Origin of the sequence: Saccharopolyspora shandongensis, from assembly GCF_900106995.1 — a bacterium.
Classification (GTDB): domain Bacteria; phylum Actinomycetota; class Actinomycetes; order Mycobacteriales; family Pseudonocardiaceae; genus Saccharopolyspora; species Saccharopolyspora shandongensis.
Genome location: NZ_FNOK01000031.1, coordinates 25,041 through 50,513 on the forward strand (window position 1 = coordinate 25,041; position 25,473 = coordinate 50,513).

General features: G+C 65.9%; 28 protein-coding genes and 1 tRNA gene. 14 read left to right on the forward strand and 15 right to left on the reverse strand.

Annotation, left to right across the window (positions count from 1 at the left end):
- Positions 1–39 precede the first annotated feature (39 nt).
- On the forward strand, positions 40–984 hold the full coding sequence (locus tag BLW84_RS27590) for a patatin-like phospholipase family protein (protein WP_093270941.1): 945 nt from the start codon (positions 40–42) through the stop codon (positions 982–984).
- 65 nt (positions 985–1,049) lie between these two features.
- Here the strand turns inward: BLW84_RS27590 and BLW84_RS49340 are convergent, their stop codons facing one another.
- The 5 genes from BLW84_RS49340 to BLW84_RS27610 form a co-directional block, all read right to left on the reverse strand.
- Positions 1,050–1,511 carry an SLC5/6 family protein gene (locus BLW84_RS49340; protein ID WP_245761425.1) on the reverse strand — a complete coding sequence of 154 codons (462 nt, stop codon included), beginning with the start codon at positions 1,509–1,511 and terminating at the stop codon, positions 1,050–1,052.
- Positions 1,490–2,527, reverse strand: a complete 1,038-nt coding sequence (locus tag BLW84_RS27595) for a sodium:solute symporter family transporter (protein WP_245761426.1) — start codon at positions 2,525–2,527, stop codon at positions 1,490–1,492. The genes BLW84_RS49340 and BLW84_RS27595 overlap by 22 nt, the downstream gene beginning before the upstream one ends.
- Positions 2,524–2,751, reverse strand: coding sequence for a DUF3311 domain-containing protein (locus tag BLW84_RS27600; RefSeq protein WP_093270944.1), 228 nt, complete (start codon positions 2,749–2,751; stop codon positions 2,524–2,526). Before BLW84_RS27600 ends, BLW84_RS27595 begins: the two co-directional genes overlap by 4 nt.
- A 155-nt stretch (positions 2,752–2,906) precedes the next feature.
- Positions 2,907–4,502, reverse strand: coding sequence for an amidohydrolase (locus tag BLW84_RS27605; RefSeq protein ID WP_093270946.1), 1,596 nt, complete (start codon positions 4,500–4,502; stop codon positions 2,907–2,909).
- A gap of 140 nt (positions 4,503–4,642) precedes the next feature.
- Entirely contained in the window at positions 4,643–5,305 is a 663-nt protein-coding gene (locus tag BLW84_RS27610; protein WP_143061122.1) for a hypothetical protein, read from the reverse strand.
- Positions 5,306–5,781: 476 nt separating this feature from the next.
- Here BLW84_RS27610 and BLW84_RS27615 point away from each other — a divergent pair, with 476 nt between their 5' ends.
- Positions 5,782–6,840 (forward strand): S1C family serine protease, encoded by a 1,059-nt coding sequence (locus BLW84_RS27615; RefSeq protein ID WP_177226722.1) that lies wholly within the window; start codon positions 5,782–5,784, stop codon positions 6,838–6,840.
- A gap of 58 nt (positions 6,841–6,898) precedes the next feature.
- On the opposite strand, the gene BLW84_RS27620 is transcribed toward BLW84_RS27615, so the two are convergent.
- The 4 genes from BLW84_RS27620 to BLW84_RS27635 all read right to left on the reverse strand — a co-directional run bounded on the left by BLW84_RS27620 (position 6,899) and on the right by BLW84_RS27635 (position 11,634).
- Positions 6,899–7,501: a GTP-binding protein gene (locus BLW84_RS27620; protein ID WP_093270953.1), complete on the reverse strand. Its 603-nt coding sequence runs from the start codon at positions 7,499–7,501 to the stop codon at positions 6,899–6,901.
- A 79-nt stretch (positions 7,502–7,580) separates the two neighbouring features.
- The gene (locus tag BLW84_RS27625) at positions 7,581–8,108 is read right to left on the reverse strand and encodes a DUF742 domain-containing protein (RefSeq protein WP_245761427.1); all 528 of its coding nucleotides are present in this window, start codon (positions 8,106–8,108) and stop codon (positions 7,581–7,583) included.
- 76 nt (positions 8,109–8,184) lie between these two features.
- Positions 8,185–8,625, reverse strand: coding sequence for a roadblock/LC7 domain-containing protein (locus tag BLW84_RS27630; RefSeq protein WP_093270958.1), 441 nt, complete (start codon positions 8,623–8,625; stop codon positions 8,185–8,187).
- A 42-nt stretch (positions 8,626–8,667) separates the two neighbouring features.
- The gene (locus tag BLW84_RS27635) at positions 8,668–11,634 is read right to left on the reverse strand and encodes a sensor histidine kinase (protein ID WP_093270961.1); all 2,967 of its coding nucleotides are present in this window, start codon (positions 11,632–11,634) and stop codon (positions 8,668–8,670) included.
- Positions 11,635–12,470: 836 nt separating this feature from the next.
- On the opposite strand from BLW84_RS27635, the gene BLW84_RS27640 reads away from it, so the two are divergent.
- Both BLW84_RS27640 and BLW84_RS27645 read left to right on the forward strand, forming a co-directional pair.
- A complete protein-coding gene (locus BLW84_RS27640) occupies positions 12,471–12,890 on the forward strand; it encodes a DUF485 domain-containing protein (RefSeq protein ID WP_245761428.1) in 420 nt (139 codons plus the stop codon).
- Complete coding sequence (locus BLW84_RS27645; RefSeq protein ID WP_093270967.1) at positions 12,887–14,455, forward strand: solute symporter family protein; 1,569 nt, start codon at positions 12,887–12,889, stop codon at positions 14,453–14,455. Before BLW84_RS27640 ends, BLW84_RS27645 begins: the two co-directional genes overlap by 4 nt.
- Positions 14,456–14,600: 145 nt before the next feature.
- Here BLW84_RS27645 and BLW84_RS27650 read toward each other — a convergent pair whose 3' ends face one another.
- Positions 14,601–15,152 (reverse strand): GNAT family N-acetyltransferase, encoded by a 552-nt coding sequence (locus BLW84_RS27650; RefSeq protein WP_093270969.1) that lies wholly within the window; start codon positions 15,150–15,152, stop codon positions 14,601–14,603.
- Between the two features lie 275 nt (positions 15,153–15,427).
- On the opposite strand from BLW84_RS27650, the gene BLW84_RS27655 reads away from it, so the two are divergent.
- Both BLW84_RS27655 and BLW84_RS27660 read left to right on the forward strand, forming a co-directional pair.
- On the forward strand, positions 15,428–16,768 hold the full coding sequence (locus tag BLW84_RS27655) for an NAD(P)H-dependent oxidoreductase (RefSeq protein ID WP_093270972.1): 1,341 nt from the start codon (positions 15,428–15,430) through the stop codon (positions 16,766–16,768).
- Positions 16,769–16,842: 74 nt separating this feature from the next.
- On the forward strand, positions 16,843–17,586 hold the full coding sequence (locus tag BLW84_RS27660; RefSeq protein ID WP_093270974.1) for a FadR/GntR family transcriptional regulator: 744 nt from the start codon (positions 16,843–16,845) through the stop codon (positions 17,584–17,586).
- A gap of 297 nt (positions 17,587–17,883) precedes the next feature.
- Here BLW84_RS27660 and BLW84_RS27665 read toward each other — a convergent pair whose 3' ends face one another.
- Positions 17,884–18,441 carry a MarR family winged helix-turn-helix transcriptional regulator gene (locus tag BLW84_RS27665; protein ID WP_093270977.1) on the reverse strand — a complete coding sequence of 186 codons (558 nt, stop codon included), beginning with the start codon at positions 18,439–18,441 and terminating at the stop codon, positions 17,884–17,886.
- Between the two features lie 54 nt (positions 18,442–18,495).
- On the opposite strand from BLW84_RS27665, the gene BLW84_RS27670 reads away from it, so the two are divergent.
- Positions 18,496–19,218, forward strand: a complete 723-nt coding sequence (locus BLW84_RS27670) for an SDR family NAD(P)-dependent oxidoreductase (protein ID WP_093270979.1) — start codon at positions 18,496–18,498, stop codon at positions 19,216–19,218.
- Positions 19,219–19,295: 77 nt separating this feature from the next.
- On the opposite strand, the gene BLW84_RS47745 is transcribed toward BLW84_RS27670, so the two are convergent.
- A tRNA-Ser gene (locus tag BLW84_RS47745) sits at positions 19,296–19,375 on the reverse strand.
- Positions 19,376–19,578: 203 nt separating this feature from the next.
- On the opposite strand from BLW84_RS47745, the gene BLW84_RS27675 reads away from it, so the two are divergent.
- Complete coding sequence (locus tag BLW84_RS27675; RefSeq protein WP_093270982.1) at positions 19,579–20,130, forward strand: HD domain-containing protein; 552 nt, start codon at positions 19,579–19,581, stop codon at positions 20,128–20,130.
- Here the strand turns inward: BLW84_RS27675 and BLW84_RS27680 are convergent.
- Both BLW84_RS27680 and BLW84_RS27685 read right to left on the reverse strand, forming a co-directional pair.
- Positions 20,118–20,594, reverse strand: coding sequence for an NUDIX domain-containing protein (locus BLW84_RS27680; protein ID WP_093270985.1), 477 nt, complete (start codon positions 20,592–20,594; stop codon positions 20,118–20,120). The two genes, BLW84_RS27675 and BLW84_RS27680, sit on opposite strands and share 13 nt — an antisense overlap.
- A gap of 12 nt (positions 20,595–20,606) precedes the next feature.
- A complete protein-coding gene (locus tag BLW84_RS27685; protein WP_177226723.1) occupies positions 20,607–21,347 on the reverse strand; it encodes a helix-turn-helix domain-containing protein in 741 nt (246 codons plus the stop codon).
- Positions 21,348–21,547: 200 nt separating this feature from the next.
- Here BLW84_RS27685 and BLW84_RS27690 point away from each other — a divergent pair, with 200 nt between their 5' ends.
- Positions 21,548–21,754: a hypothetical protein gene (locus BLW84_RS27690; RefSeq protein WP_143061123.1), complete on the forward strand. Its 207-nt coding sequence runs from the start codon at positions 21,548–21,550 to the stop codon at positions 21,752–21,754.
- Between the two features lie 5 nt (positions 21,755–21,759).
- Here the strand turns inward: BLW84_RS27690 and BLW84_RS27695 are convergent, their stop codons facing one another.
- Positions 21,760–22,104 carry a helix-turn-helix domain-containing protein gene (locus BLW84_RS27695; protein WP_342743179.1) on the reverse strand — a complete coding sequence of 115 codons (345 nt, stop codon included), beginning with the start codon at positions 22,102–22,104 and terminating at the stop codon, positions 21,760–21,762.
- Positions 22,105–22,892: 788 nt separating this feature from the next.
- On the opposite strand from BLW84_RS27695, the gene BLW84_RS27700 reads away from it, so the two are divergent.
- Genes BLW84_RS27700 through BLW84_RS27720 form a run of 5 tightly spaced genes read left to right on the forward strand, consistent with a single transcriptional unit; the run spans position 22,893 to position 25,450 of the window.
- Positions 22,893–23,111 carry a hypothetical protein gene (locus tag BLW84_RS27700; protein ID WP_143061124.1) on the forward strand — a complete coding sequence of 73 codons (219 nt, stop codon included), beginning with the start codon at positions 22,893–22,895 and terminating at the stop codon, positions 23,109–23,111.
- The gene (locus tag BLW84_RS27705; RefSeq protein ID WP_093270999.1) at positions 23,108–23,632 is read left to right on the forward strand and encodes a WhiB family transcriptional regulator; all 525 of its coding nucleotides are present in this window, start codon (positions 23,108–23,110) and stop codon (positions 23,630–23,632) included. The genes BLW84_RS27700 and BLW84_RS27705 overlap by 4 nt, the downstream gene beginning before the upstream one ends.
- On the forward strand, positions 23,632–23,961 hold the full coding sequence (locus BLW84_RS27710) for a hypothetical protein (protein ID WP_093271002.1): 330 nt from the start codon (positions 23,632–23,634) through the stop codon (positions 23,959–23,961). Before BLW84_RS27705 ends, BLW84_RS27710 begins: the two co-directional genes overlap by 1 nt.
- Positions 23,958–24,431, forward strand: coding sequence for a DUF3307 domain-containing protein (locus BLW84_RS27715; protein WP_093271005.1), 474 nt, complete (start codon positions 23,958–23,960; stop codon positions 24,429–24,431). The genes BLW84_RS27710 and BLW84_RS27715 overlap by 4 nt, the downstream gene beginning before the upstream one ends.
- The gene (locus BLW84_RS27720; RefSeq protein ID WP_143061125.1) at positions 24,431–25,450 is read left to right on the forward strand and encodes a hypothetical protein; all 1,020 of its coding nucleotides are present in this window, start codon (positions 24,431–24,433) and stop codon (positions 25,448–25,450) included. The genes BLW84_RS27715 and BLW84_RS27720 overlap by 1 nt, the downstream gene beginning before the upstream one ends.
- Positions 25,451–25,473 lie beyond the last annotated feature (23 nt).

Below are 25,473 nucleotides of genomic sequence, written 5' to 3' on the forward strand. Positions count from 1 at the left end.
TAGCCTCGGAGGAGGACGAACGCAGAAGGGACATTGCTGATGCGCACGGCATGGGTCTTGCCGGGTGGCTCCACCTTTGGGGCGATCCAGGCTGGCCTGGTTACGGCATTGTTCGAAGCCGGTATCGAACCCGACCTGCTCGTCGGGACCTCTGCAGGCTCGCTGAACGCGGCATGGCTCGCCGGCGACCCAACACCGCGCGGGGCGGCGAAGCTCCGCGAGCTGTGGATGTCGATGCGGCGCACAGACGTCTTCCCGATCCAGCCCAGCCGAATTCTCGCAGGGAAGATCGGGTTGTCGAACCACGTCATGGGAAACCACGGGTTGGCGCGCTGGCTGTACAACAACCTGCCGTTCCGCCGGTTGGAAGATGCGCAGATCCCGGTGACCGTGACTACAACGGATCTGGACACCGGTGATCCGGTGTACTTCGAGAGCGGTCCAGCACTTCCTCCGCTGGTGGCTTCGTGCTCGATTCCCGGCATGTTCCCACCTGTGAAGGTCGGGGATCGCTGGCTGGTGGATGGTGGCCCAGCGGCGTTCATGCCGATCAGTCGCGCTGTCGAGCGCGGCGCGGAGCGGGTTTACGTACTCCCGTGCGGAGGCACCGAGCCCTTCGAGTTCAGCCAGCGCAGGCGCGGGATCGGTTCGATCGCGACCTGGCCACCGCCGAAGACACCACCGCGATCCGTCGGCGGCGTGAACGGTGCGGCGCTCGGCGCAGCGATGGTGTCCGCGGCACGGCTCGACCTGCAGTTGAACGCGACGCGCTGTGAGCTCTACGTTGTGCCCGCCCCGTCGGTGGTCGGTCTCTCGCCGTATTCCTTCGCGCACGCCGAGGCCCTGATCAACGCCTCATGGGAGATTGCCAAGAAGTGGTGCCGGACGGCAAAGCCGGTGCCGTCCGGCCCCGTCGACATCGGCGGCAACCCGATCACAAGCGGCCGGTTCGGAGTCTCCGAATCCGCGCCCAACATCAACTGACCAAACGCTGAAAGCATGGGAACTTTCCTGTCACCGTGGCAGGAAAGTTCCCATGCTTTCGTTGGTCAGGCCCGAACCGCGGCTTCTTCGGGCGTCTCGTCCACTGCGAGCCGCTCCGGCGGTGTAGTCGCGGGGCGAGCGAGCGTCACCGCGACGTTGACCAGGATGTTCGCGGCGAGTCCGAGCAGGCCGGCGTTGATGCCGAGCCACGGGTCGTTGCCAGTGATGACAAGCACGGCGACGACGACCACCCCTGCAGCGAGCCCGGAGGCGGCCGCCGCGGTCGACATGCGCTTCCAAAGCAAGCTGATGAGCACCACCGGCAGGAGTTGTGCGAGCCCCTGATACGAGAGGACCGACAACTGCACCAGGGTGCTCGGTGAAATGAACGTGAACAGCAGCGCCACCAACCCGACGGCGAACGTGACCAGCTGAGACAGCTGCTTCTGGTGCGGCGCTGTCCGGGGATGCACACCCAGGACGGACCGCCCCCACATCGTGCCGATCACGAGCATGAAGACGGCCATAGGAACGATCGACGACAACGCGCCGGCGACCCCGACCAGCCCGACGAGCCAAGCCGGCATCGAGTCGACGACGAGCTTGAACATCGCCAGGTTGGAATCGTCGAGCCCCGGAACGACGAAGACTGCGGCCAAGCCCAGGAGGATCGGGACGAACAGCAACACCTGGTAGAAGGGCATGATGATCGCGTTGCGGCGGAGAACGCCCGGATCTTGGCGCCCAGGTAACCGGCCACAGTGGTCGGAAAGATCGTGTAGACGACACCGTTGAGCAGTCCCGTTGTGGCGAACCACAGCATGCCCAAGGACTCCTTGCCGTGGCCCGGCAGCACGAGCCATTCGGGGCGCTCTGAAACGAGTCGATCAAGCATCGGGCCGAGGCCACCGAAGTAGTGCACCGGCACGTAGATGAAAACGACCAGCAGCGTGATGATCACGAGGCTGTCCTTGAGGATGGACACCCAGGCGCTACCGCGCAGGCCGGAGAAGATGATGAACGCTTCGGTCACCACGAACGCGATGAAGTATCCGGCTCCCAGGCCGATCGTGCCGTAGCTGATCGTCGAAACGACGACACCCATTCCTGTGATCTGGAGCTGGATGTACGGCAACAGGAACAGCGTGGTGAGGATCGCCACCGCGGCTCCGAACCACGGCGAGTTGAAGCGGTACGCGGTGATGTCGGTGATGTTGTGGAGCTTGTTGCGGTGGGCGTAGTTCCACAGGATCGGCCCGACGACGTATCCGACGGCGAAGCCGATCGCGAGATATGCCAGCAGGTAGAACACCGGCATCCCGTAGTTGTAGGACCAGCCGGCGGCGCCGAGGTAGCTGAAGCTCGTGTACGTTTCGCCCGCCATGAGCACGAAGATCAGTACGACACCGAGGCTTCGGCCACCAATCGACCACTCGGCGAGGTTCGTGCGATCGCGGCCACGCAGCGAAAGCAGGCCCAGAGCGACTGCGGCGAGCATGAACAAGGCGAAGATGCCCACCGACACCGCAGCATTGGTGCTCATTCGTCATCACCTCGCGTACGCTGCCGGTCGCTTCGCCACAGCGGATCCTTGCGGGCGGCAAGCCAGATGCACGCCGGTGTCAGCAAAGTCGCAATCAGCGTCCAGAACATGAAGAACGGCAGCCCCAGAACAACCGGTTCGATCCGGTTGTAAAGCGGAAGCGCCAGCAAGTAGAGCACGACGGGACCCAACAGCCACCACAGTGATTTTCGATTCTTGAGCACGTATCCCTCCGGCCGTTGAATCCGACTCCCCGAGGGAACCTTCGACGATGGGTGGCAGGAAGGTTCCCATGCTCTCTCCAATCAGGACATGGTGCTGGGCCCGGCTACGGCATCGCGTCCGGTGGTGGTCGCAGCCCAGGCCGTCGCTTCGAAAGTCATGGTGGATCCTCTCCGTCGCGCCAGACCGCCTGGCCGCCGACCCACGTTTCGTGGATGTGGATATCTGGCAGGTGCTTCGGATCCACTTCGAGGGGATCGTCGGACAGCACGACGAAGTCCGCCAGGTTGCCGACCTCCAGTCGCCCTTTGAACGCGGCTTCACCAGCGGCATGAGCCGAACCAGTGGTGTAGATCGCGAGGGCTTCCCGCGCGCTGATCCGCTGCGACGCTCCAAGGGCTCGCCCCGCAGAACGCCCGGCCGTGGAGAGCCGTGTGACGCAGCTGGCAAGCCCGAGCAAGGGCTCGAAGGGGCCGCATGGGAAGTCGCTCGAGCCGGCCACAGCAACACCCGCATCCAACATGCTGCGGTGCGCGAACATCCGCTCCAGCCGGTCCGCGCCGTAGTAGTCGAGGAGCTTGTCGCCGTGGAACGCCACGTAGCTGCCGAACGGAACCGCGATGGCATCCAGAGCTTTCATCCGAGCCAGGATTTCGGCATCCACCATGCTGCAGTGTTCGATGCGGTGCGCGGTCTTGATCGCCGGGCGTGCCGCTCGTGCCTGTTCGAGGGCGTTGAGAACGAGCTTGATCGCCCGGTCGCCGTTGGCGTGGATGGCAAGTCGTGAACCTGCTGCGTGCACGCGGAACGCCAGCTTGTTGAGCTCATCGGTATCGAGCGTTTGGATACCGTGATCATCGGTGCCTTCGAAAGGCTCCTCGACCAGGCAGGTGCCACCGGCGACAGCACCGTCCGCGAACGCCTTGACGCCACCGATCCGGAGCCAGTTGTCGCCGAATCCAGTGCGCAGCCCGGCAGCGTGGAACGTGTCGACATGCCGGTAGGTGAGTAGCGCGTTGACCCTCGTCGTGAGCTCGCCTCGTTGATGAGCCTCCTGCAGCAGCGACAGCTCGGTCGGGCCGGCCATCGCGTCGCCGACGCTCGTGATTCCTGCGGCGTTCAGCGCCCGGAGAGTGCTTTTCAACTGCGCCAACGCCGCTTCGGGGTTCTGATCGGGCAGCACCGGACGCCCTCGTGACAGCGACGGGTACGCCAGGTCGAACAGCGCCTGTTCGTGCACCACCCCGGTGAGGTGGCCTGCAGCGTCCTTGGCGAGCTCGCCGCCGGGTGGCGGAACGCTGTCGTCGGACAGTCCCGCTGCGGCGAGACCAGCCGAGTTCAGCACACCCCAGTGCGCACCGATGTTGATCAAGATCACCGGGTGGGCATCGGTGACCTCGTCGAGATCCGACCGGGTCAGGGGCGTGCCGCCGGTCGACCGCCCGTGGTCGTAGCGCGTCCCGAGCAGCCACTGTCCAGGGGGTGTGTCGCGGGCGCGGGTCCTGAGCATCTCAAGAAGATCTGCTCGAGAACTGGCTGTGGACACATCGACGCCCCGCTGGTTCGCGGCCGTCATGGTCGGATGCTGGTGGGCGTCGTTGAAGCCAGGAACGATCGTTGCATCCCCGAAGTCGACGACGTCGGCTCCGGGCATGCGGCGGCGCAGGTCACCGAGGTCGCCGACATCGACGACCCACTCGCCCTGGATCGCCAGAGCAGGCCGAGCCGTGTTCGCATACGGCTCGTCGGCCATGGTGACGATCCGGCGGGCAGTGACCAGAAGCGGCGGTTGTCCAGCGCCTGCCACAGCACCTCCCACGACAGCGGTCGATGCCTGGCATGCTGCCTCGGAAACCCGTCGAGCACCAGCCCCGAGGCCAACGCCGTGGATCTTCAGGCAGCCTCCCGATCGTGATGGCCCGCTGGTGGCGCATCACGCGACGGAAACCCCGGGAACGGCGTCGTCGTGCTCCTGAATGCGCGAAGAATCGCACGTGGCACCGCTGTTCCTCGCCTGCTGCCGAGCTCCATCTCGACGATGAGGTCTTCCAGCCTGCAGCGGTTCTTGCGCTGCATCGCCTCGGCCAATAGGTCTTCGGTCACGGCCCAGGTCTGCCAGGTGCGGGCGCCGTCCATGACGGCCCGCACCGGTGGTGCGACCGGAATGCCGTCGACGAAAACGGGTTCTGGTAGACGGGTGGTGCGCTCGAAGTTCGTTCCGGGATAGCTCTGGATCTTCCGGCTGTGCGGGATCAGGACGTGAATGTCCGCATCCTCCGGAGGAGTTTCCAGACCGAGGAGGCGAGCGGCCTGAAGCCCGGTGATCACAGCGCCGGGCCCGGCACGCAGCAGCGCCGCGTTGATGCGATCTTTGACCGTCGGCGGCCCCGGCACGATGAGTAGAACGCCGGGAGCGAGCCGCATCCAAGGGCCGCCGGGGCGGGCTCGACGATAGGATGTCGACTGCGAGATTCCGAGTTTCTCCAGTTCGACGACGCGAAAAACCCGCCGACCGGTGGACGGCATGACTGCGTTCGTGGTGATCGTTGTACGCATGCGGAGCACTATCCAGGACGCCGAGGCCAGGGCATTTGATTTTGTCCACCTTCGGCCCCGTGTCGGGCTCGACCATTCCACCGCACGCTTCCACGCCTCGAGCATGGGAACTTTCCTGTCATCTGGTGAAAGGAAAGTTCCCATGCTTCCCATTCCGCGGCTCGGTCAGTGGGGGTCAGTTCCGACGAAGTCAACAGCTCGCGCCAAGGTAGTTCTCAGCTTCGCGCGGCACGGTTGACGGCATGACAGCAGCTGGTTCCGGCGGATCGCCGGAGTACGGAGATGGCACGCAGCGCACGCCGGGGCCGGAAACCGCTCCCACTGCATCATTCGGCCCTGCGCCCGGACCGCCGCCGGGCGTAGCGAACACCTATCCGGCCAACCCTCGAACAGGTGAGCCACGACGTTGGAAAGGCGTGGTCGCGGCTGCGCTGATCGCTGGAGTGGTCGGAGGAGGTGTGGGAGTCGGAGGCGGGATGCTCATTGCCGAAGGCGGAGGCACCAACTCCGGGATCACTCAGCACGATCCTGTCACCGGCACCCAGGTCAACGCACAGGTCGGCACCGTGCAGTTCGCGGCAGGCAAGGCGTCATCGAGCACAGTGGACATCACCGTTCGCGGCGCCAGAAGCGGTTCGGAAGGGACCGGCGTGGTGCTCTCCCCGGACGGCTATGTGTTGACCAACAACCACGTGATCGGCTCAGGCGGCGAGATCACGGTCACCCTGCCCGATGGGACAACGCGGACCGCGAGCGTAGTGGGCACTTCGCCCTCCTACGACCTGGCGGTGATCAAACTCAACGGGGCCAGCGGGCTCACGCCTGCGGAGCTCGGCAAATCCTCGACTCTGGCGGTCGGGCAGTCCGTCGTCGCCATCGGCTCCCCGCTGGGGCTCGAAGGAACGGTGACTTCAGGCATCGTCAGCGCCTTGAACCGAACTGTCGATGTGCAGGGGGAGAACGGGCAACCCGTCATCTACAACGGTATTCAGACCGATGCTTCGATCAACTCCGGCAACTCGGGCGGGCCGCTGGTGAACCTGGACGGCCAGGTGATCGGCATCAACACGAGCATCGTGTCCAACAGCAAGGCGTCGGGAAACATCGGACTGGGATTCGCGATCCCGATCGACACGGCCAGCCGCGTTGCGAACGAGCTCATCAACGGTGGGGTGGCGACGAAGCCCCAACTCGGTGTCACCGGCACCAACGGCCAGTCGGGTGCGGCGACCATCAGTTCCGTCGTTCCCGGTTCTGCCGCGGACAAGGCGGGACTCAAAGCGGGGGAGACGATCGTCAAGGTCGGAAACCGGGCCGTCAGCAGCTTCTCGGACTTGGTAGCCCAGATCAGCTCCAACGTGCCCGCCTCGAAGATCAACCTCACGGTGGCGGACTCCGCCGGTGGCAACCAGCGGCAGGTCGAGGTGACCTTGGGCAGTGAACAGGACAAGGCCGCCGAAACACCCGACGATTCGTTGTTCCAGCAGCAGAACCCCTACACCTCGCCGGACGGTGGGATGCAGGGCGAAAGGTAGCCGTGCCGAAGGGGACTTTCTGGTCGGAGGTGACAGGAAGGTTCCCATGCTGCAACGGCTAAGCGGTGCGGCGAATCCACCACTGCATGGCGTACTCGACCAATCTGATCAGCGCCTGCTTGGTGGATTCGCGGTTTCGCGCGTCGCAGGTCACGATCGGGACGTCGGCCGGAATCGCGATGGCCTCCCGCACCTCCTCGACCCGGTGGAGCAAGGTCCCGTCGAAGCAGTTGAGCCCGACGATGTAGGGCAGCTGCCGGTCTTCGAAGAAGTCGATGGCCGAGAAGCAGTCCGCGAGGCGCCGGGTGTCGACGAGCACGACGGCGCCGATCGCGCCCCGGACCAGGTCGTCCCACATGAACCAGAAGCGTTGCTGGCCGGGGGTGCCGAACAGGTAGAGGATCAGATCCGAATCCAGCGACAGCCGGCCGAAGTCCATGGCGACCGTCGTGGTGTTCTTGTTCGGTGTCGCGTGCAGGTCGTCGATGCCCTTGCTGGCCTCGGTCATCACGGCTTCGGTGGTCAACGGCACGATCTCCGACACCGAACCCACGAATGTCGTTTTGCCGACCCCGAAGCCACCCGCGACGACGATTTTCGCCGAGGTCGCGGTCGTGGACCGACCGGTGTGCACAGGTCGGGGTCGCGTTTCAGGAGTCATGTCTGCCCACCTCAGTTATCGAGTCAAGCTGGCGTCTTGCGGTTTGCGCGCTGCTCCACGAGACCCGCGCTGCGGAAGTTCAGAGCCGACGAAGCCCACTCAGAACCCTCTCCATCAACAACAAGTGCGACGTGCTGCCGTTTTCGTTCACCGTCTGGTGCACGGTTATGAGACCGATGTCGGCCATGTCGCCGAGCAGGACCTTCGCCACGCCGAGCGGAACGTCGAGCAAGGCAGCAACTTCGGCGACCGAACGTGGGTGTCGGCACAGTTCGGCGATGGAATGGTGTTCGAGCCGCTGCAGCCGCGCCGGGTGGCATGACTCGCTGGTGGACACCAAGGTTTCCAGTTCCAGGCGGTGATTCGTTCGCGTGCGACCGCCGGTCCAGGCATACGGCCGGATGTAGGTTGCTGCGGCTTCGGGCTCCTGAGGGCCGGCTTCCTCGGGGGCAGACATGGCCGGCGCCTCAGCAGGTTCGGCTGACGGCCAAGTCGGATCCGCCGCAGGCTGCGGAGGGCCCTGCGGTTCCGGTTCCTCTCGTGCGCGCTTGCGGCGTCGCCCGCGACGGCCACTGTCGAGGGTGAACCGGTTGAAGACCTCGGCCATGGCGTCAGCTTCGGGCGACTCGCGGTCGTCCCAGCGGTGCCGCCCGGACGCGTCCGGACCTGTGCTCATGCCGTCCTCACACCGACTGGCCGGTCATCACACGATTCGTTCCCTGCAACTGGGATCGCAGTTCCGGGGTCAGGATCTGGCCGACTCGTTCCACCAGCAAGGCCATCTCATAGGCGATCAGACCCATGTCGCAATGCGGCGCGGCCAGGACCGTCAGGCACGAGCCGTCGCTGATCGCCATCTGCAGCATGAGGCCGCGTTCCATTTCAACAACGGTCTCGTTCACGGTCCCGGCTTCGAAGCAGCGCGCCGCGCCCTGGGTAAGGCTGAGCAGCCCCGATGCGACCGCTGCGAGTTGGTCGGCCCGGTCGGTGGGCAGCTTCGCGGACGCGGTCAGCAGCAGCCCGTCGGCTGAGACGACCACGGCGTGCGCCACGCCCGGAACTCGTTCGGTGAAGTCCGTGACCAGCCAGCCGAACTGGTTCGGCTGGGAATTGTGGGCGTTCATCGGCCCTCCTGTCCTCTGCACTGATTCGGGTTGTCACGGGCGCTAGTCGGCCGCGGGCGAGTCGCGGAGGCTGTGCTTGCCTTCGCGGACACCGCGCTGGAAGCTGGCCAGCCGACCACGCATCACGTCCGCATCGCGACGCGGCTTGACGTCCGGCTCGGTGGCCGATCCCGGGACCAGTTGGGCTCTCGGGGTTCGCCGGGGCAGCCCGGCAGGCGTGTAGTCAGCGGTTTCCTGGTCGAGCAGCGGCTCGGGTTCCAGGGCGCCGTTGGTGCCGTTGTCGGTGTGCGGATACGGGTCCGGCTGCGGGGATACTCCCGTCGGCGCGGTGCCGTTGCTCGAGGTCAGCTGCTGGCGGTGGCGGCCCCGCCGAACACCGGCTTGGAAGCTCGCCAGCCGGCCGCGGGCTGCGTGCGGGTCGCGGGGTGGGCGCGCGCGTCCACCCGGCTCCGTGTCGGCGCTGCCGGCCACCAGGTTCGCCTGCGGAACTCGAAGCGGAAGACCCGCTGAGGTGTAGTCGGCGGGTTCCGCCGCCGCGACTTCCTCAGCCCGCTGCCAGGCCTGGTCATTCGAGAAGGTCCACGAGCTCTGGCCCCCATGACCGTTGGTCCTGGCAGGCTGAGAGGAAGGGAACTTTCCTGTCGCCGGTGACAGGAAAGTTCCCATGCTGTCACCCTCCGCCGAGGGGGCGGGCCATTGGATGGCGGGGCGGGTGGCGGCGTGCGGAGTCGCCCGGAACCAAGCGGACGCGAGATCGTCGAAGATCGGCGTCGGTGCCGTCACGCCATTGCGTTGCTCGACGGCCGGCACGGGCTCCCGGGTGATCTCTTCGGTGTTGAAGGCGTCGGCGGGCGGCACCTGCGGCGCGCCGTTGGCCGGGGAGCGGAACAGGCGGAAGCCGTTGCGCACCAGTTGGCGCTGGCCGGCCGCGTCCTGTTCGGCTGCTTCCCAGTCGAACTCCTCCACCAGCGTGTCGGCGGTGCGGGCGCTGGGCACGATGCCGTTGGCCCGCTGGACTGGTGCCGAGGGCGCTGCGTCCACCAGCAGTTCCGGCCCGAGATCGACCGCAACGCACAGTCCGGTCGCGTCCGGGCCGGGGCACAGTTCCACCCAGATGCCGTGGCGGGCGGCGAGCCGGCCGACCACGAACAGGCCCATGCGCCGGGACGTCGACAGCTTGATCTCCTCGTCGCCGGCCAGCCGCTGGTTCACGGCCGCGAGCTCGTCCTGCGACATGCCGATGCCGCGGTCGATGATGTCGATGCCCAGCGACCCGTCGCCGCGCCGCTGCCCGGAGACGACGACCTGGGTTTCCGGCGCCGAGAAGTTCGCCGCGTTGTCGAGGAGTTCGGCCAGCAGCCGTACCAGGTCGCTCGCGGCGTATCCGACGATCTTGACCTCCGGAAACGGCTGCACGATCACCCGCGGGTAGTGCTCGATCTCCGACACCGCGGCCCGGATCAGGTCCGCGGGCGACGTCGGCTGCGTGAACCGCCGGGCGGGGTCAGCACCCGAGAGCACCATGAGGTTCTCGTTGTTGCGGCGCATCCGGGTCGCCAGGTGGTCCAGCTGGAACAGGGTGGCCAGCTGATCGGGGTCTTCCTCGTCGCGTTCGAGCTGCTCGAACAGCCGCAGCTGCCGCTCCAGCAGGCCCTGGCTGCGCCGCGACACGTTGATGAACGAGTCGCTGTAGCTGCGGCGGAGTTCGGCCTGCTCGGTGGCGAGGTTGACGGCCTGGGTGTGCACGTCGTCGAACGCCCGCGCCACATCGCCGATCTCGTCGTAGGTCTCCACCGGCACCTGCTCGACGCGGGGGCGGGTGGCGTGACCGGCGCGAATGTCGGCGACCGCCTGCGGCAGTTGGTAGTTCGCGGTGTCCAGCGCACTTCGCCGCAGGACGTCGAGCGACCCGAGCAGGTGGCGGGCGACCACGACGACGACCGCGCCGGCGACCAGCAGAGCCGACAGCAGGATCACCGACTCCAGACCTGCCATGTTGCTCGCGTTGTCCTGCAGTGAGAACGCGGTGTCGTGCAGCTGCCGGTCCAGGTGGTCTTGAAGCGCGTCGAGCTCGTCATGCGCCGTCCGGGACTGGTCCTTCCACACCGCGGCCGACACCAGTGCCGTGGAAAGACGCGACTTCGTGCTGTCGCGCTCGGCCATCGCCAGCTGCACCGAGGTTTCCCGCGCCGGGACCTCGGGCTTCGCGTACAGCTGGTCGTAGCGCATCCGCTGCTGCGGCGTGGCGGCCGCGCGGAACTCCTTGACCGCGGAGGTGCGGCGGGATTCGCTGGCCGCGAGCCGGGCCAGGTTGTCGGAGCTGAAACCGCCGCGGGTCAGCCCGGTGAGCACCAGGGCCTGCTGGAGCTGCATTTCTTCGCTGATCTGCCCCAGCTCGTGCGCGGTGGTGGCCGTGGACACGAGTTGTGACGACGAGATCTGGCTGATCAGCGTGCGGTCGAGCGCCATGAGCACACCGAGGAGCTCGGTGTAGGTGTTGATCGTCACTCCAGGATCGGCGTGACCGCCCAGCACCTGCTGGCGGATCGGCGCGAGCCCGGTGAAGCGTCGGTCGGTTTCTTGCCGGGCGAACCGGACCGCTTCGCTGTCCGGGGTGGCCCGCAGCCGCTGGTGCATGTCGTCCAGGGCCCGGTCCGTGGCGGTGAATCGTTCCTGCACTTCTGGCGCAGAAACCGGCCCGTGCACCAGGAACTCGGCGGCCTTGCTGCGTTCCTGCTGCAAGCCGTCGGTGGCCGCGCGCACCGCGCTGCCGGTCGCGACGAGCCGGTCCATCTTGGCGTATTCGTCGGCCTGGCTGATCTGGCTGCGGATCTGCAGCACGCCGAGCGCCAGGGCGAAGATCACCGGAACGAGTACTACGGCGGCGATCTTGGTGGGTAGTTTCCAGTGGCGCCAGCTGGTGATCCGCTCGGCGACCTTCGGCGTGGTGCGGGACCACCTGGACGCCCGGGTCGCGTTCGCGGCCGGATTTTCGAGTCCGCTGCTCACGACGCAGTCCTTTCCCGCGCGGTCGAGGTGTTCATCGATGGCGCGTTCGTGTGGTGGGCAGCCTGAGCCCGTCTGTGGTGTGCGCGGCAGGTTCTTGCAGGGCTGGCGGCGCTGCGTGCGGCCGGTTTTCGCCGGTGGCCGGTGTTGTCGTCGATACCGGCGTCCGGAGCCTGCGATGTCGGGGTGATCGCGGCCGCACCGGATTTGTCTTCGCCGGGTGTCGGTTTCGAGAACACTACCGCAATGAAATGATCTTTCTCTGTTCTCGAATTCGGTTGGCTGACCTGCTGATTCGGTGTTGATGGAGATCATTCTCGCCGGAGCCGTTCCGGATCTTGGCAATCGCGAACACTGATCGTGTTCGCCTGGCCGATCTTGAGAAGTGCTTTTGTCGCCTGATAGGTAGATGTTGGGGCTACGAATGAATTTCTCGGTGCGGAGTCCTGCTGAGATTCCACCCGGTTGCTTGTCGTGCTCGGCGAGTGCCTTGTTGACCTGCTGAAACCTTTCGCAAATCAGGGCTTTCGGTTTGCGGAGGGCGGTTTCAGTGGTGTCCATGCGTGGGATCAGCACAGCAAAACGGCCACACACCGTGATCGGCGAATTCATCAATGTGTGTGCTGTGTCGCTGCGCGTGTCGGCGCTGCGGCGTTCGCTGGCTAGACTTTCGAACCGGTTGGCGGCGCGGGCAGCGCGGTTCGCCGACGCCCTGGATCCGCGAACTCTCGATAAAGCCGGATCGACTGCGAGCCAGGGTGCTCGGCCAAGGAGCACTGGGGAGCTCCGAAGCATCGACCGAATCCACGTCGATGCAGTTCGACTGCTTGGAAGGACGCATGCCCAACGGAACCCAGCCACCGCCGCCGCGAACGCCCGGAGGCGGGCCCGCGCCGGTGGCAACCTTCGGCCAGATCGACAAACCGGCACCCCGCGCCAACCGGCCGGCACCGGACTACACCGCCATCGCGCGAAGCCCCGAATTCCTCGACCTCCGGGCCCGGCTGCGCCGCTTCGTCTTCCCGATGACCGCGGTGTTCCTCCTCTGGTACCTCGGATACGTCGTCCTCGCCGCCTACCAGCCGGAGTTCATGAGCATCCGGCTCTTCGGCGAGGTCAACGTCGGCCTGGTCATGGGCATCGGCCAGTTCGCGACCACGATCCTGATCACCGCCCTCTACCTCAAGTACGCGGCTCGCCAGATCGATCCGCGCGTCGTGGCGCTGTACCGGGAAGCGACCGGGGAGGAGCCGCGATGATCAACGCCAATCCGGTGCTCAACATGAGCATCTTCGGGGTGTTCGTGCTGCTCACCCTGTACATGGTCTACCGCGTGAGCAGCTCCGGCACGGCCACCGACTACTTCGCCGCAGGCGGCCGGTTCACCGGTTCGCAGAACGGCATCGCGCTCTCCGGGGACTTCCTGTCGGCGGCGTCGTTCCTCGGGATCGCCGGAGCGATCGCGGTGCACGGCTACGACGGATTCCTCTACTCGATCGGCTTCCTAGTGGGCTGGCTGGTCAACCTGCTGCTGGTCGCCGAGCTCCTGCGCAACACCGGCCGCTTCACGATGGGCGACGTGCTGAGTTTCCGGATGCGGCAGCGCCCGGTCCGCGCGGCCGCGGCAGTGTCCACATTGGTGATCTCCTTCGTCTACATGATCGCCCAGATGGCCGGCGCGGGCAGCCTGGTTGCGCTGCTGCTCGACGTGCACAGCTCGGGCGGTCAGGCGCTGGTGATCGGCGGCGTGGGCCTGGTGATGATCGTGTACGTGCTGGTCGGCGGCATGAAGGGAACCACCTGGGTGCAGATCATCAAGGCGGCCATGCTCATGCTGTGCGCGGCCATGATGACCCTGTTCCTGATGGGCAAGTTCGGCTTCAGCCTGACCTCGCTGCTGCAGCACGCGGCGGAGCAGAACCCGTTGGGAGACCGGATCTTCTCACCCGGCGCGAAATACGGTCAGAGCGAAGTGACCAAGCTGGACTTCGTGTCGCTGTCGCTGGCCTTGGTGCTGGGCGTCGCTGGGCTGCCGCACGTGCTGATGCGTTTTTACACCGTGCCCAACGCGCTGCAGGCGCGGCGTTCCGTGGTCTGGGCGACCTGCACGATGGCGTTGTTCTACCTGTGCACGCTCGTGATCGGCTACGGGGCGGGGGCGGTCAACGGCACCGAGGCGATCCTCGCGGCTCCCGGCGGCGAGAACTCGGCCGCGCCGCTGCTGGCATACCGCGTCGGAGGCACGGTCTTGCTGGGCGTCGTCGCAGCGGTCGCCTTCGCGACCATCCTCGCCGTCGTCGCCGGGCTGACGCTGACCGCGTCCGCGTCCTTCGCCCACGACGTCTACGCCAACATCATGAAGCGTGGCAAGGCAGGCCCGGACTCGGAGGTGCGGGTCGCCCGCATGACGGCGCTCGTCATCGGCGCCGCGTCGATCCTCGGCGGCATCCTCGTCAACGGGCAGAACATCGCGTTCCTGGTGGCGCTCGCGTTCGCGTTCGCGGCTTCGGCGAACCTGTCGACGTTGCTATTCTCGCTGTTCTGGCGGCGGTTCAACACCCGCGGCACGCTGTGGGGGATCTACGGCGGGCTGATCTCGTGCCTGGTGCTGGTCATCTTCTCGCCGGTGGTCTCGGGATCGCCGGACTCGATCCTGCCGGGCGTGGACTTCGCGTGGTTCCCACTGAGCAACCCCGGGATCGTGTCGATCCCGATCTCGTTCCTGTGCGGCTACATCGGCACGCTGCTCGGAGGAGGCCAGGTGAGCGAGAAGCGAACCGCGGAGATGGAAGTCCGAGCCCTTACCGGCATCGGCTCGTCCTGACGTGGAGCATGGTTCCCATGCAGCGGCCTGCTAGCTCGTGTGGACGAGATGATTGCCGTCGGGCTTAGCCGGGGCTGATGGCGGCGTCTACGAGCTGGGAGCATGGGAACCTTCCTGTCACTGACGCGACCGGCTCCGGGTCTCTTCAGCGCGGTATCGGGATTTCGAAGTGGACGGACTGGCTGTACTGCTCGTCGCCACGCGCGTCGTAGATCTCCTTCGCCACCGCGTGCCAGAAAGGCTCGGCGCCTTCGATCGCCGGGTTGGTGTGCAGGTAGATCGCGGAGTAACCAGTCGTGTCGGCGACGAAGTCGCTAGCCATCGCGACCAAAGCGCGTGCAAGACCGTGCCGGCGGTGCGCCCTGGCGACGTACACCCTGAACAGCTGAGCGGTCTCGCCGCTCGGGTAGCGATCGGCGATCCACTGTGGATGCGGCGGACTGCTGGGGCCGTTGGCTCGCACCGCCGTTGTCGCCGCGACCTCGCCGTCGCGGACCGCGACGAACAGGGCGTGCCGAGGATTTTGCAGATACGTGGGCTCGATGTCGACGACGTCCGAGTGCCACTTCGAGTCGTAACCGTGCCCGAACTCGTTGTAGAAGGTGTCGAGCATGACCTTTCGCGCGCCATCAACGTCGGATGGCCTGGCGGCGCGGACGGTGTACTCGCCGATGCGGTGTTCGATGTTGTGCTGCATCGCGTCCTCTCTGAGTGATCGTTGATGCGCGTTCGTTCCTGGGCGGCAGGAAGGTTCCCTTGCTTCGGATCCGGGTCACCGAGGCCGCTCCAGTGAAGCAATGATAATCATTTTCAATCCGACTGCAGGTGGCAACCCCCGTTTGAGCTGGGGCGTCGGGGTGATTGACAGGAAAGTTCCCATGCTGTCGCCCTCCGCGGCGGGTTGACGGTGGGTGGGGGCGGGATTACGTTGGCGGCTGTTGTGGTCAGACCGTATGTCCAGTGAGGGGCTTGATGAATCTCCACGCGTTGCTGGGCGAGCGGGCGCGGGATCGCGGGCCGGTCCGGGTCGGCGTGATCGGGGCGGGGAAGTTCGCCTCGATGTTTCTCACCCAGGCGTTGAGCACCGAAGCCATGCACGTCGTCGGCGTCGCAGACCTCGCACCGGAGCGAGCTCGGGCCGCGCTGCAGCGCACCGGCTGGCCCGCCGAGCGTTATGCGGCCGCGAGCTTCGGCGAGGCATTCTGCGGCGGCAGCACGCATGTCACCGACGATGCCGATGCGTTGATCGATGCTCCGGGGCTGGAGGTGGTCCTGGAGATCACCGGCGACCCCGTGGCAGGTGTGCGCCACGCGGTTCGCGCGATCGACGCCGGTCGGCACGTCGTGATGGTCAACGTCGAGGCCGACTGCATGGTGGGACCGCTGCTCGCGAAGCGGGCTCGCGCAGCCGGGGTGGTCTACTCGATGGCCTACGGCGACCAGCCGGCCCTGATCTGCGAGCTCGTCGATTGGGCTCGCACAGCGGGCTTCGACGTGGTGGCCGCGGGCAAGGGCACGAAGTACCTGCCCGAGTACCACGGGTCCACTCCGGACACGGTGTGGGAGCACTACGGTTTCACTCAGGAGCAGTTGGATCGCGGAGATTTCAACCCGAAGATGTTCAACTCGTTCCTGGACGGGACGAAATCGGCCATCGAGATGGCGGCCGTCGCCAACGGCACCGGATTGGTGCCCCAGGACGAGGGCCTGCTCTTCCCACCCTGCGGAGTCGACGACCTGTCAACGGTGTTCCGGCCCGCCGAGATCGGGGGCCGGCTGACCCGCCGGGGCACCGTCGAGATCGCCTCCAGCCTCCACCGCGACGGCATCGACGTCGCGCGCGACCTGCGCTGGGGCGTCTACGTCACCTTCGAAGCGCGCACCGACTATGCGGTCCAGTGCTTCGCCGAATACGGCGTGCGCACGGATGAGACCGGGCGCTACGGCTCGCTCTACCGGCCTTACCACATGATCGGACTGGAATTGGGCATCAGCATCGCTTCGGTCGCCGTGCGTGGAGAAGCGACCGGGTGCCCGACAGGGTTCCGCGGAGACGTCATCTCCGTTGCAAAACGCGCGCTGAAGGCCGGGGAAGTCCTCGACGGCGAGGGCGGCTACATGGTTCACGGCAAGCTCGCCCCAGCGGAGACGTCGCTGAAGCTCGGTGCGTTGCCGATGGGGTTGGCCAGCGGCGTCAAGCTGCGCAACGACATTCCCCAGGGCGGCGTCGTCGGCTGGGATGACGTCGAAGTGGACGACTCGGTGCTGGCGGTGCAGTTGCGGCGCGAGCTGGAACGAACGATGCGCGGCTGACGGCGGGCAGGGGCGAGCTGCGCCCGTAGAGTGGGGCGGACTCCGGGAGCGCCGCAGGAAAAACGAGGAGAAGCGTGAGTTCCGCAAGCCAGAGCTCGTGGGAACCGGTGCGCAAGGTGCGCACCTACGAGCAGGTCATGGCGCAGATCGAGCAGCGCATGCTGGACGGGCTGCTCGCTCCCGGCGACAGGCTGCCCAGCGAACGCGAACTTTCGCAGCTCCTCGGCGTCAGCCGCCCGTCGCTGCGCGAAGCGCTGCGCGTGCTTGAGGCGCTCGGCATCGTCGAAGTTCGGCCCGGTCGCGGCCCCGAAGGCGGGACGGTATTCGTCGGTCACCCCGGTGAAGGGTTCGCCATCCTGCTGAAGATGCAGTTGGCGCTCGGGCACTTCAGCGGCACCGATGTGCTCCGCACTCGGCTGATGCTGGAGGAGTGGGCGGTCGCCGACGCGGCGCGCAACGCTACCGGCGAGGACCACGAGGCGCTGCGGAGCATCCTGGACCAGATGGACGCGGCGGATCTGACCGCGCGCGACTTCAACCGCTTGGACACCGAGTTCCACGTGCGGATCGCCGAATCCACCGGCAACGCGCTGGCTTCATACCTGATGAGTTCGCTGCGCACCGCAATTCAGCGCCAGATGATCGACGCCTACGAGCAGTTGGCGGATTGGCGAGTGACTGCGAAGTCGGTGCGCGCCGAGCACCGGAACATCCTGCGGGCCGTCGAGGAGCACGACGCGCCGCGGGCAGTTGAGCTCGTTCGCGACCACATCAACGACTTCTACGAGACCGGATCGTTCACTGGCGGCGGCGCCTAGCCCGGTCGCCGACCGTCGGCTCGAACTTGTTGAAGAGCCCTCAATCCGTGAACTTCGGCGTCACTTGCCGCAGCAGCAGAGCATCGGCGTTCATCGTCACCAGGAGCAGTTCGGCCTCGGAGATCTTGGGGAGCGGTTCGCCGTCTGGAGGGGCGTCGGAGGTGTTGGAGCATGGGAACCTTCCTGTCACCAGCTGGCCTGAAATGTCTTGTTTGGGTTGGAGTATGGGAACCTTCCTGTCAACCACGGCACCTGGATGGTCTCGTCTGCCGCTGGAGCAATCCGAAGTGGACGGGTTCATCCGGCCTTCTCGTCCTGAGGTGGTTCGACGAGCGAATGTTCCAGCTTGGCGAGAAAGCCGGTCAGGGATGAGCGTTCGGCAGCGGTGAGCGCGCTGATCAACTGCGATTCGTGTTCGAGCAGCTCGCGCACGGTGGTTTCGATGAGGCGGTGGCCCGCGTCGGTCAGCTGGACGGCGACCGCTCGGCGCGAGGCCGTGGACGGTGATCGCGAGACCAATCCGGCTTGTTCGGCCCGGGCGATTCGCTGGGAGACCGCGCCCGGGGTGACCAGCGTCCGGCGGGTGATCTCGCGGGTCGTGAGCTCGTACGGCGGGCCCGCGCGGCGGATCACGCTGAGCAGGTCGAGTGTGGACGGGTCGATCCCGAGCCTGCTCAGGGTGCGCCGCCGTTCGTCGGCGAGGACCTTGGCGATTCGCCAGATCGGCGTGATGACCCCGATGGAATCGGTGTCCACGCCGGGAAGTTCGCGTTGCCATGCCGCTGCGATGTCCGCCGTGGGCCACGTGGCGGCCTGGTCGAGCGGATAGTCCCCGGCTCCTGGGGTGTTGGACATCTGCCGCCTCCCGAGCTACGTTTAGCGCTAAACGTAGCAGTTGAGGAGCTCTCAGTGAAGCGCATCGTGCTCGTAACCGGAGGTAGTACCGGGATCGGCAAGGCGGTTGCGGCCAGATTCCGCGCCGACGGCGACACCGTGATCATCACCGGCCGCAACGCGGAGCGGCTGGCCGCCACCGCAGCCGAGATCGACGTCCGGTCGATCGCCTGCGACGCGACCGATCCCGGGCAGGTGGCCGACCTGGCCGCCGAGCTCGGGGAGCATCTCGACGTGCTGGTCAACATGGCCGGCGGCAACACCGACCTGCAGCGGCCCGGGGAACCGGAAAGCCTCGAGGAGGTGATGGCCGCGTGGCGGGAGAACCTGGACGCCAACCTGCTCAGCGCCGTCGCCACCACGACGGCCGTGCTCGACAAGCTCCGGCCAGGCGGCACCATCGTCAACATCGGTTCCATCGGCGCGGAATACGCCTCGACGTCATACGGCGCGGCGAAGGCGGCGCTGGCGGCCTGGAACGCGGGCCTGTCCGCGCAGGTGGGACCGAAGGGGCTGACGGCAAATCTGATCGCGCCCGGCTACATCGAGGAAACCGAGTTCTTCCACGGACAACTCGGCGAGCAGAAGCGAACCGCCCTGATCGGCGCCACCCACAACGGCCGTGCGGGGCGTCCGGGCGACATCGCCGAAACGGTGCACTTCCTGGCGTCCGAAGGCGCGGGCCACATCACCGGACAGACCCTGCACGTGAACGGCGGCGCTTACACCACCAGGTGAGCGCGGCGTCGATATTGCTTGCCGCATAACGAAATCGGGTCCTGGCGAGTGAAACTCGCCAGGACCCGATTTCGGTGCGCCCTCGACAGGACTCGAACCTGTGACACCTGCCTCCGGAGGGCAGTGTCAGGTTCCGGAGTTTTAGCAGGTCAATGGCCTGTTGGTCCCGTCTGATTGGTCATCTTGTACGTGAACTGCACGCCGCAGACTCTGTTGGGCTCTGATTCGAGCGCAACCGCCGATGCAGAGGAAAGACCCTCGGAGCGACCATCGATCTTGTCTGTGGCGCTCTGAGGGCCCCGATTTTCCGAGGTTCACCGTGGTTACTGGACGGCAGCGAGAAAGGTAGCGTGAGCACGCATGGAGCTAGCCCAGCGAGCAGCCGAGACCGCCGAACACTTCGTTGCACCGCTCGGCCGGAGGTGGCTGCATGTTCAGGCTGTCGCTGCACGAGCGGCCGAGCTGAGCCCAGCAGTTCCATCCCAGGATCGAGACGTGCTCGTCGCGGCCGCGTGGCTGCACGACATCGGCTACTCGCCCGAGATCGGGTACACCCGCTTCCACCCGCTCGACGGGGCTCGGTGGCTGCAGAGCCAGCAGTGGCCGGCGGCGGTGGTGAACCTTGTCGCGCACCATTCAGGCGCTCGTTTCGAGGCTGCTGAACGCGGTATGGCGCAAGAGCTTTCAGAGTTCCCGTTCGAGGATTCCGTGTTGCTGGACGCGCTCGTTACAGCCGACCTAACGACCGGGCCAGGTGGCGAGCGGCTGAGCTACGACCAGCGAATCGACGAGATTCTCAGCCGCTACGCACCCGATGATCCTGTTCACCGAACCTGGGTCAAGGCGCGCCCTGTGCTCGCTGAATCCGTCGCCCGGACTGAAAAACGACTTGCGGAGGCTCAGCCCAGATAGGGTTCCGTGCGCGATTCGTCCAAGGCATGGTCGATTCGAAGGCGCATCGACGGGTGGATATTCAGTTGATCGAGGTCCGCAGGGGAAACCCAGCGGACCTCTTTCGTTTCGCTGCCGTCTTCCCGTGGCTCACCGCCGACCCAGCGGCACGCGAAGCAGAGCGAGAACTGCTGTCGCACTTCGCCATCGTCATAGGCCATAACGTGGTTCGGGTTGGTGTAAACGCCGGTCAGCCGCAAGACCTCGACATCCAAGCCGGTTTCTTCTTTGACCTCGCGCACGACCGTGTCGGTGATGTACTCCCCAGCGTCGTGTCCTCCGCCTGGAATAGCCCAACGATCGTTGTCAATTTTGTGAATCAACAGGATCTCGCCAGCGCTGTTGCGGATCGCGGCCGTGACTGACGGAACTACCGAGTTCGCTGCCGGGGCGGTGGGATCGTTGAAGTAGTCGATACGGGCCACTTTGGCTCTCCATCAGATTGTGTCGGGTGTGGCCTCTTGCCAGACCCGCTCGAACGAACGCATGTAGTGCTCCCACATCGAGCCGCCTGGGACTCGACGTAGATGCATGACCGGGTTTTCGCCAGCAAGCGCGCCGAAAGCGTGGCCGTTGACCAGTAGCTGGTCATCGAACCGATAGAGCGAGTTGTAAAGGATCGTGCCGTGCGTACGTACCTCGACGTTCGGCAGTCCCGCAACTTTGCTCAGGTAGCGACGCATCATCTGAATTCGCCCTTCGAGTCCGCCAGTTGTTCCCTCCTCGACGGCTCGCTGAATGACGGCCGCGGACTTCTCATCGCCAACGGCGAACCGGAAGACTGCGCCTTCCTCGGCTTTCCGCTTAATGGTCGGCAAGATGTCGTGCTGCTCGACCAAGAATTGTCCGCTGAATACCAGCACCTCCATGCGTTCCTGGACGCCAGCGATCAGCTCGTTCCACAGTGCATACGGAACGGACGAGCGGGACTGGTAGAGGTGTACCAGCTCGGTTTCCTCGTTCGGCCGTGTGTACAGGTCGTTTGCCAGGGAGGGCCAGAGCTGGACTTCCGCTGTTTTGACCAGTTCCGCGACCTTCTGGCGTGTCCGGCGGTGCGGTACCCGCTCCCTGGTGATCCAGCGCTCTGCTGTCTTCTCGTCAACTCCGGTGTGCTGTGCGACTTCTCCCAGTGTCAGCCCAGCAGCGCGAATCGCGGCACGTAGTCGCTCGTTAGCCACCCCCACCCCCAGGGACGTTTCTAGGACGAATTTGGGACGTTCTAGGGACCATATAGAGCTGGAAAGACGTTTTCAAGTGACCTTGAAAGACCCGTTGGAACGTCCGCTGATCTGGCGTGAACTTGTTGCCATGCAAGACGGAACCCCGGAACACAGGCACCTAGCCGAGGGTGCGCGGGGGCGAACCAATGGAGGTCGAAATGACGAAGAACCAGATGATGCCGTTCCCGATGCCCAAGGGCGGAGGCGCTGCCAAGAAGGTGCTGGGGCTGTTGTTCTTGGCCGCGCTGGTGGTCCTGATAGTCAAGCGCCCGGTCGAGTCGGCGCAGTGGGCCAAGGACGCGTGGTCCATCGCGATGTCAGCGGTGGACAGTGTGGCGAGCTTCCTCGGCGGCCTCATGGTGTGACCCGCTCACTCCTTGGCGAGCCAGCTTTCCAGGATTCCGACCCGGTCCCGAAGTGCCGCAACTTCGCGGTGCAGTTCCTGGACGTCACCCCGGATCGAGCTGGGCTCATCAGTGGACGCCTCCCCTTCGAGGATTCGAGCGAGCTGGTCCTTGGGCCAGTTCAAGCCTTCGGAGATGGCAGCCAGCAGGCGGGGGCTGCGCTTCTTCGGTTCGTAGGTCTCGGGGGACTGCAGCTGGCGAAGCGTCGCAGCACTGACGCCGGATCGCTCAGCGAGAGTCCGTTGCGTCATGTCCAGTTCCGCCAAACGGGTGTTAATCGCGGTTGCTACGGCGGTCCAGTCCTTGGCCACTACACCCTCCCTTGAAGCCGCTCCGATCAGCGTAAATAGTAGCGCTTCAGTCCGCCTGCCTCGTAGGTGAACCCCCAGACGCAACCACCATCCTCGAAAAATGCGCTTCCATAGCGCGACGAATCGCGCTAGTGTTGGCGACATCGAGCAGCACCGAGTGAGGGTTCAAACCCTCGTCGGATAATCGGAGAGCCGAGAACGCACAGGGCAGCCCGAAAGGGACTCGAAGCATAGGGTGCGGCATCCGAAACAGAATGAGATCCGAAGTGACGGCACAGCCACGCGACGATATGAGCGTGGTGGTAACTCGGCATTGGAGTCGACAGCGGTAACTGTGTACGGCGGAGGATAAACACGGCACGAGAGTGGATTCGTGTCGTGTGCTGGGGCGGCGTGGTCTCGTGTTTTCCCACGCTCCCTCGCCCCATGTCTCCCCATGAGAGGGGAGGCGTTACCGCACGCCACGAGCCAGCGTTTGGGCTGGTCGAGGACCATGTGCGGCGGTGGGGTGCGGTGTCGGAAGATGCCGCGCCCACCTTTTCCCTGACAAACAACTGTCAAGTTGACTATCTATTCATGCAGAAATAGGAGTAACTGTGATAAAGCAGAACACCACCCGTGGCAACGCTACTTGGGCAGCTTTTCTGCTCGCGGAAGAGCGCGCCTGTGCGGGGTATTTGGAGGCTCGTAAGGCTATGGCCGCGTCGGCGCGGCGGCTTGATTCGTTGAACCAGTTGGTGGCCGAGCGGCCCAACCGGCTCGACTATCGCAGGGCACGGGATAAGGAGATGTCCGCGTACGGGGCTGCGGTGGAGCGGACCCGGCTTGCGTGGAACTCCTGGCAGCGGGCACAGCTGCGTTACGACGCGGCGTGGGCGGCCACCGAGGGCCGTCACCGCCCCGGCCTGGACGAGCTGCAGTTGGAGCGGCAGGCGCGGCGGGCCCGCAAGGCCGACACCGCGCGCCTGCTGAAGACCCGGGTTTCGGCCGAGGGGGCGGCGGCATGAGCGCCCTGGACCGTATCGAGCGTGGTGACGGGCTGTACCGGCTGCTGACTCGCCTGGGCGGCGAGGACTTCGGCGGGCACCCGGAGTGCGCGGAGACCGACCCGGACGTGTTCTCCCCAGAGCCGGGCCGCCGAGACCTGGTCAAGGTCGCCAAGGCGATCTGCGGGCGGTGCCCGATCAAGGCTGCCTGCCGCGAGAACGCGATCCGGTCCGGTGCGCGCGGGATCTGGGGCGGCACGACCGAGGGCGAGCGTCGGCAGATCGTCCGCCGCCGGAAGTTGGTTGTGGTGCAGGGCAACGCGGACGAGGTGTCGCGGGCGGCCGAGCGGGCGCTGGCGGCGATCGAGGACGCCTCTGGGGCTTCGGTTCCGGGTCTGCGTCGGCACGTCGAGGACGTGTTGCGGTGGGCCGACGAGAACGGTGACAGCGACGCGGACCGCGCCGAAGCGGTGCTGATCGTGCTGCGCCCCGAACTGCAGTACCTCGGCCTCGACGACATCGCCGAGGAGGTGGCTGCGTGATGAGCGGCTCGTTGTTCTCCCCAACTTGGCTGGGGCCGGCGGTTTCCGGGGTGCTGGATCGACTGGATGACCAGGTGTGCGAGCTGATCGGTACGGGACAACCGCGGTCGGCGGACCGGCTCGACGGGATGGCGGCGCTGTACGAACGGCAGGCGCGGTGCTGGCGGATTTTGGCCGCGCACACCCATGAACGGGTCGTGTGGAAGGCGATGCTCGCCGCGCAAATGCATGCGGAGTCCTTCGCCGAGGACTACCGGGGTTTCGCCGAGTCGAAGCGCAGGTTCGAGGCGGCGGCAGCGGAGCGCACGTCGGGGGGTGCGGCGCGATGATCTCGACGCTTGCTTCTGCGGTGACGTTCGCGTCGGTGTTGCCGGCTCTGCTGGTGGCGCACAACGTGGCGGATCACTGGGTGCAGACCTCCCACCAGGCGGCGAACAAGGGGCGCCCGGACTGGTCGGGCCGGTGGGCGTGTGCCAAGCACGTGGCCACCTACACGCTGGTCACCGCGTTGGCGGTGGGTCTGGTGTGGACGGTCTTGGGCCTGCCGATCTCCCCGGCCGGGTTCGTGCTCGGTCAGCTGGTGTCGGCGGTGACGCACTACTGGGCCGACCGGCGTTTCACCCTGTCCCGGCTGGCGGAGCTGCTGGGCAACGGCGAGTTCTACAGCCTCGGCGCACCGCGCACCGGTAAGGACGACAACCCCAGCCTCGGCACCGGCTCGTATGCGCTGGATCAGTCCTGGCACTGGTTGTGGCTGTTCGTCGCCGCGCTGGTGACCGCCACCGTGGGCGGCGTGTGATGTCGGGTCTGGTTCGGTGGGCCGACATCCTGTGCGGCACCTGCACGACGGATGTCCTGGAGTCCCCGTGGACGTGGGGTCAGCGCTGGCGCCGGATGCGCGCCAACAACTGGTCCGACTGCGGCGACTGTGGGGGCCGAGTCGATTCCCTGATGGTCAAGCACGGCGGCCCGTTCGACATCAACACCAACTTCGGGCAGTCGCCGGCGGAGACCCGCGCGATGAACTCCGCACACGAGGCCGGACATGCCGTTGTCGGCCTTGAGTTCGACTACCCGATGCAGAAGGCCGAGATTCCCGACGACACGTCTGGTGACATCGGCGGCATCGTCAACTGGCGATTCGGCGATTCCGCTCGGATCTACACCGACCAGTTCGGGGCCATGTCCCTGGCCGGAACGGTTGCTCAACAGCGGTGGATGCAGGAGCAGGGGCGGGTTCTCACCGACGCGGACCGGGTCGACCTTTCCTATGGGGCACATGGGGACACGGCCATGCTCGCCGATCGGCTCGGTGAAGTCCCGGAGGGCTCGCTCGAACTGGCGAAGGAGATGGTCTCCGACCGCGTCACCTGGCGGCAGATGCAGCGAGTCGCCAAAGAGCTGAACGAGTCCGGGCGACTGAACGAGGGGCAGACCCGCTCCGCGATGACCGCCGCCAAGACGCAATACACCGCACTGCACCTCACGAAACCGGCATCCACGCCGGCACCGAAACCCAGCCTTGCCACCACAACCACCACCAACACGGGAGGTACTGCCATGGCCGGTCTCGACGACATCCGCGCCGCGATCTCGACCACCAACGACAAGAGCCAGCAGATCCAGGCCGCGCTGAACCAGGTCCAGCAGTGGGCCGGTGAGATCGCCGGGCAGCTGGGCACCGTGCTGAGCGACTCCGGGCAGGTGCAGCAGGCCATCGGCGCGTTCCAGGAGCTCTCCGGGCAGCGCATCGACGAGCTGCACCAGCTCGTTTCCGGTGCCGTCAGCGAGATCGAGCAGTACGGCCAGCGTCTCTGAATCTGACCACTGTGGAGGTTTTC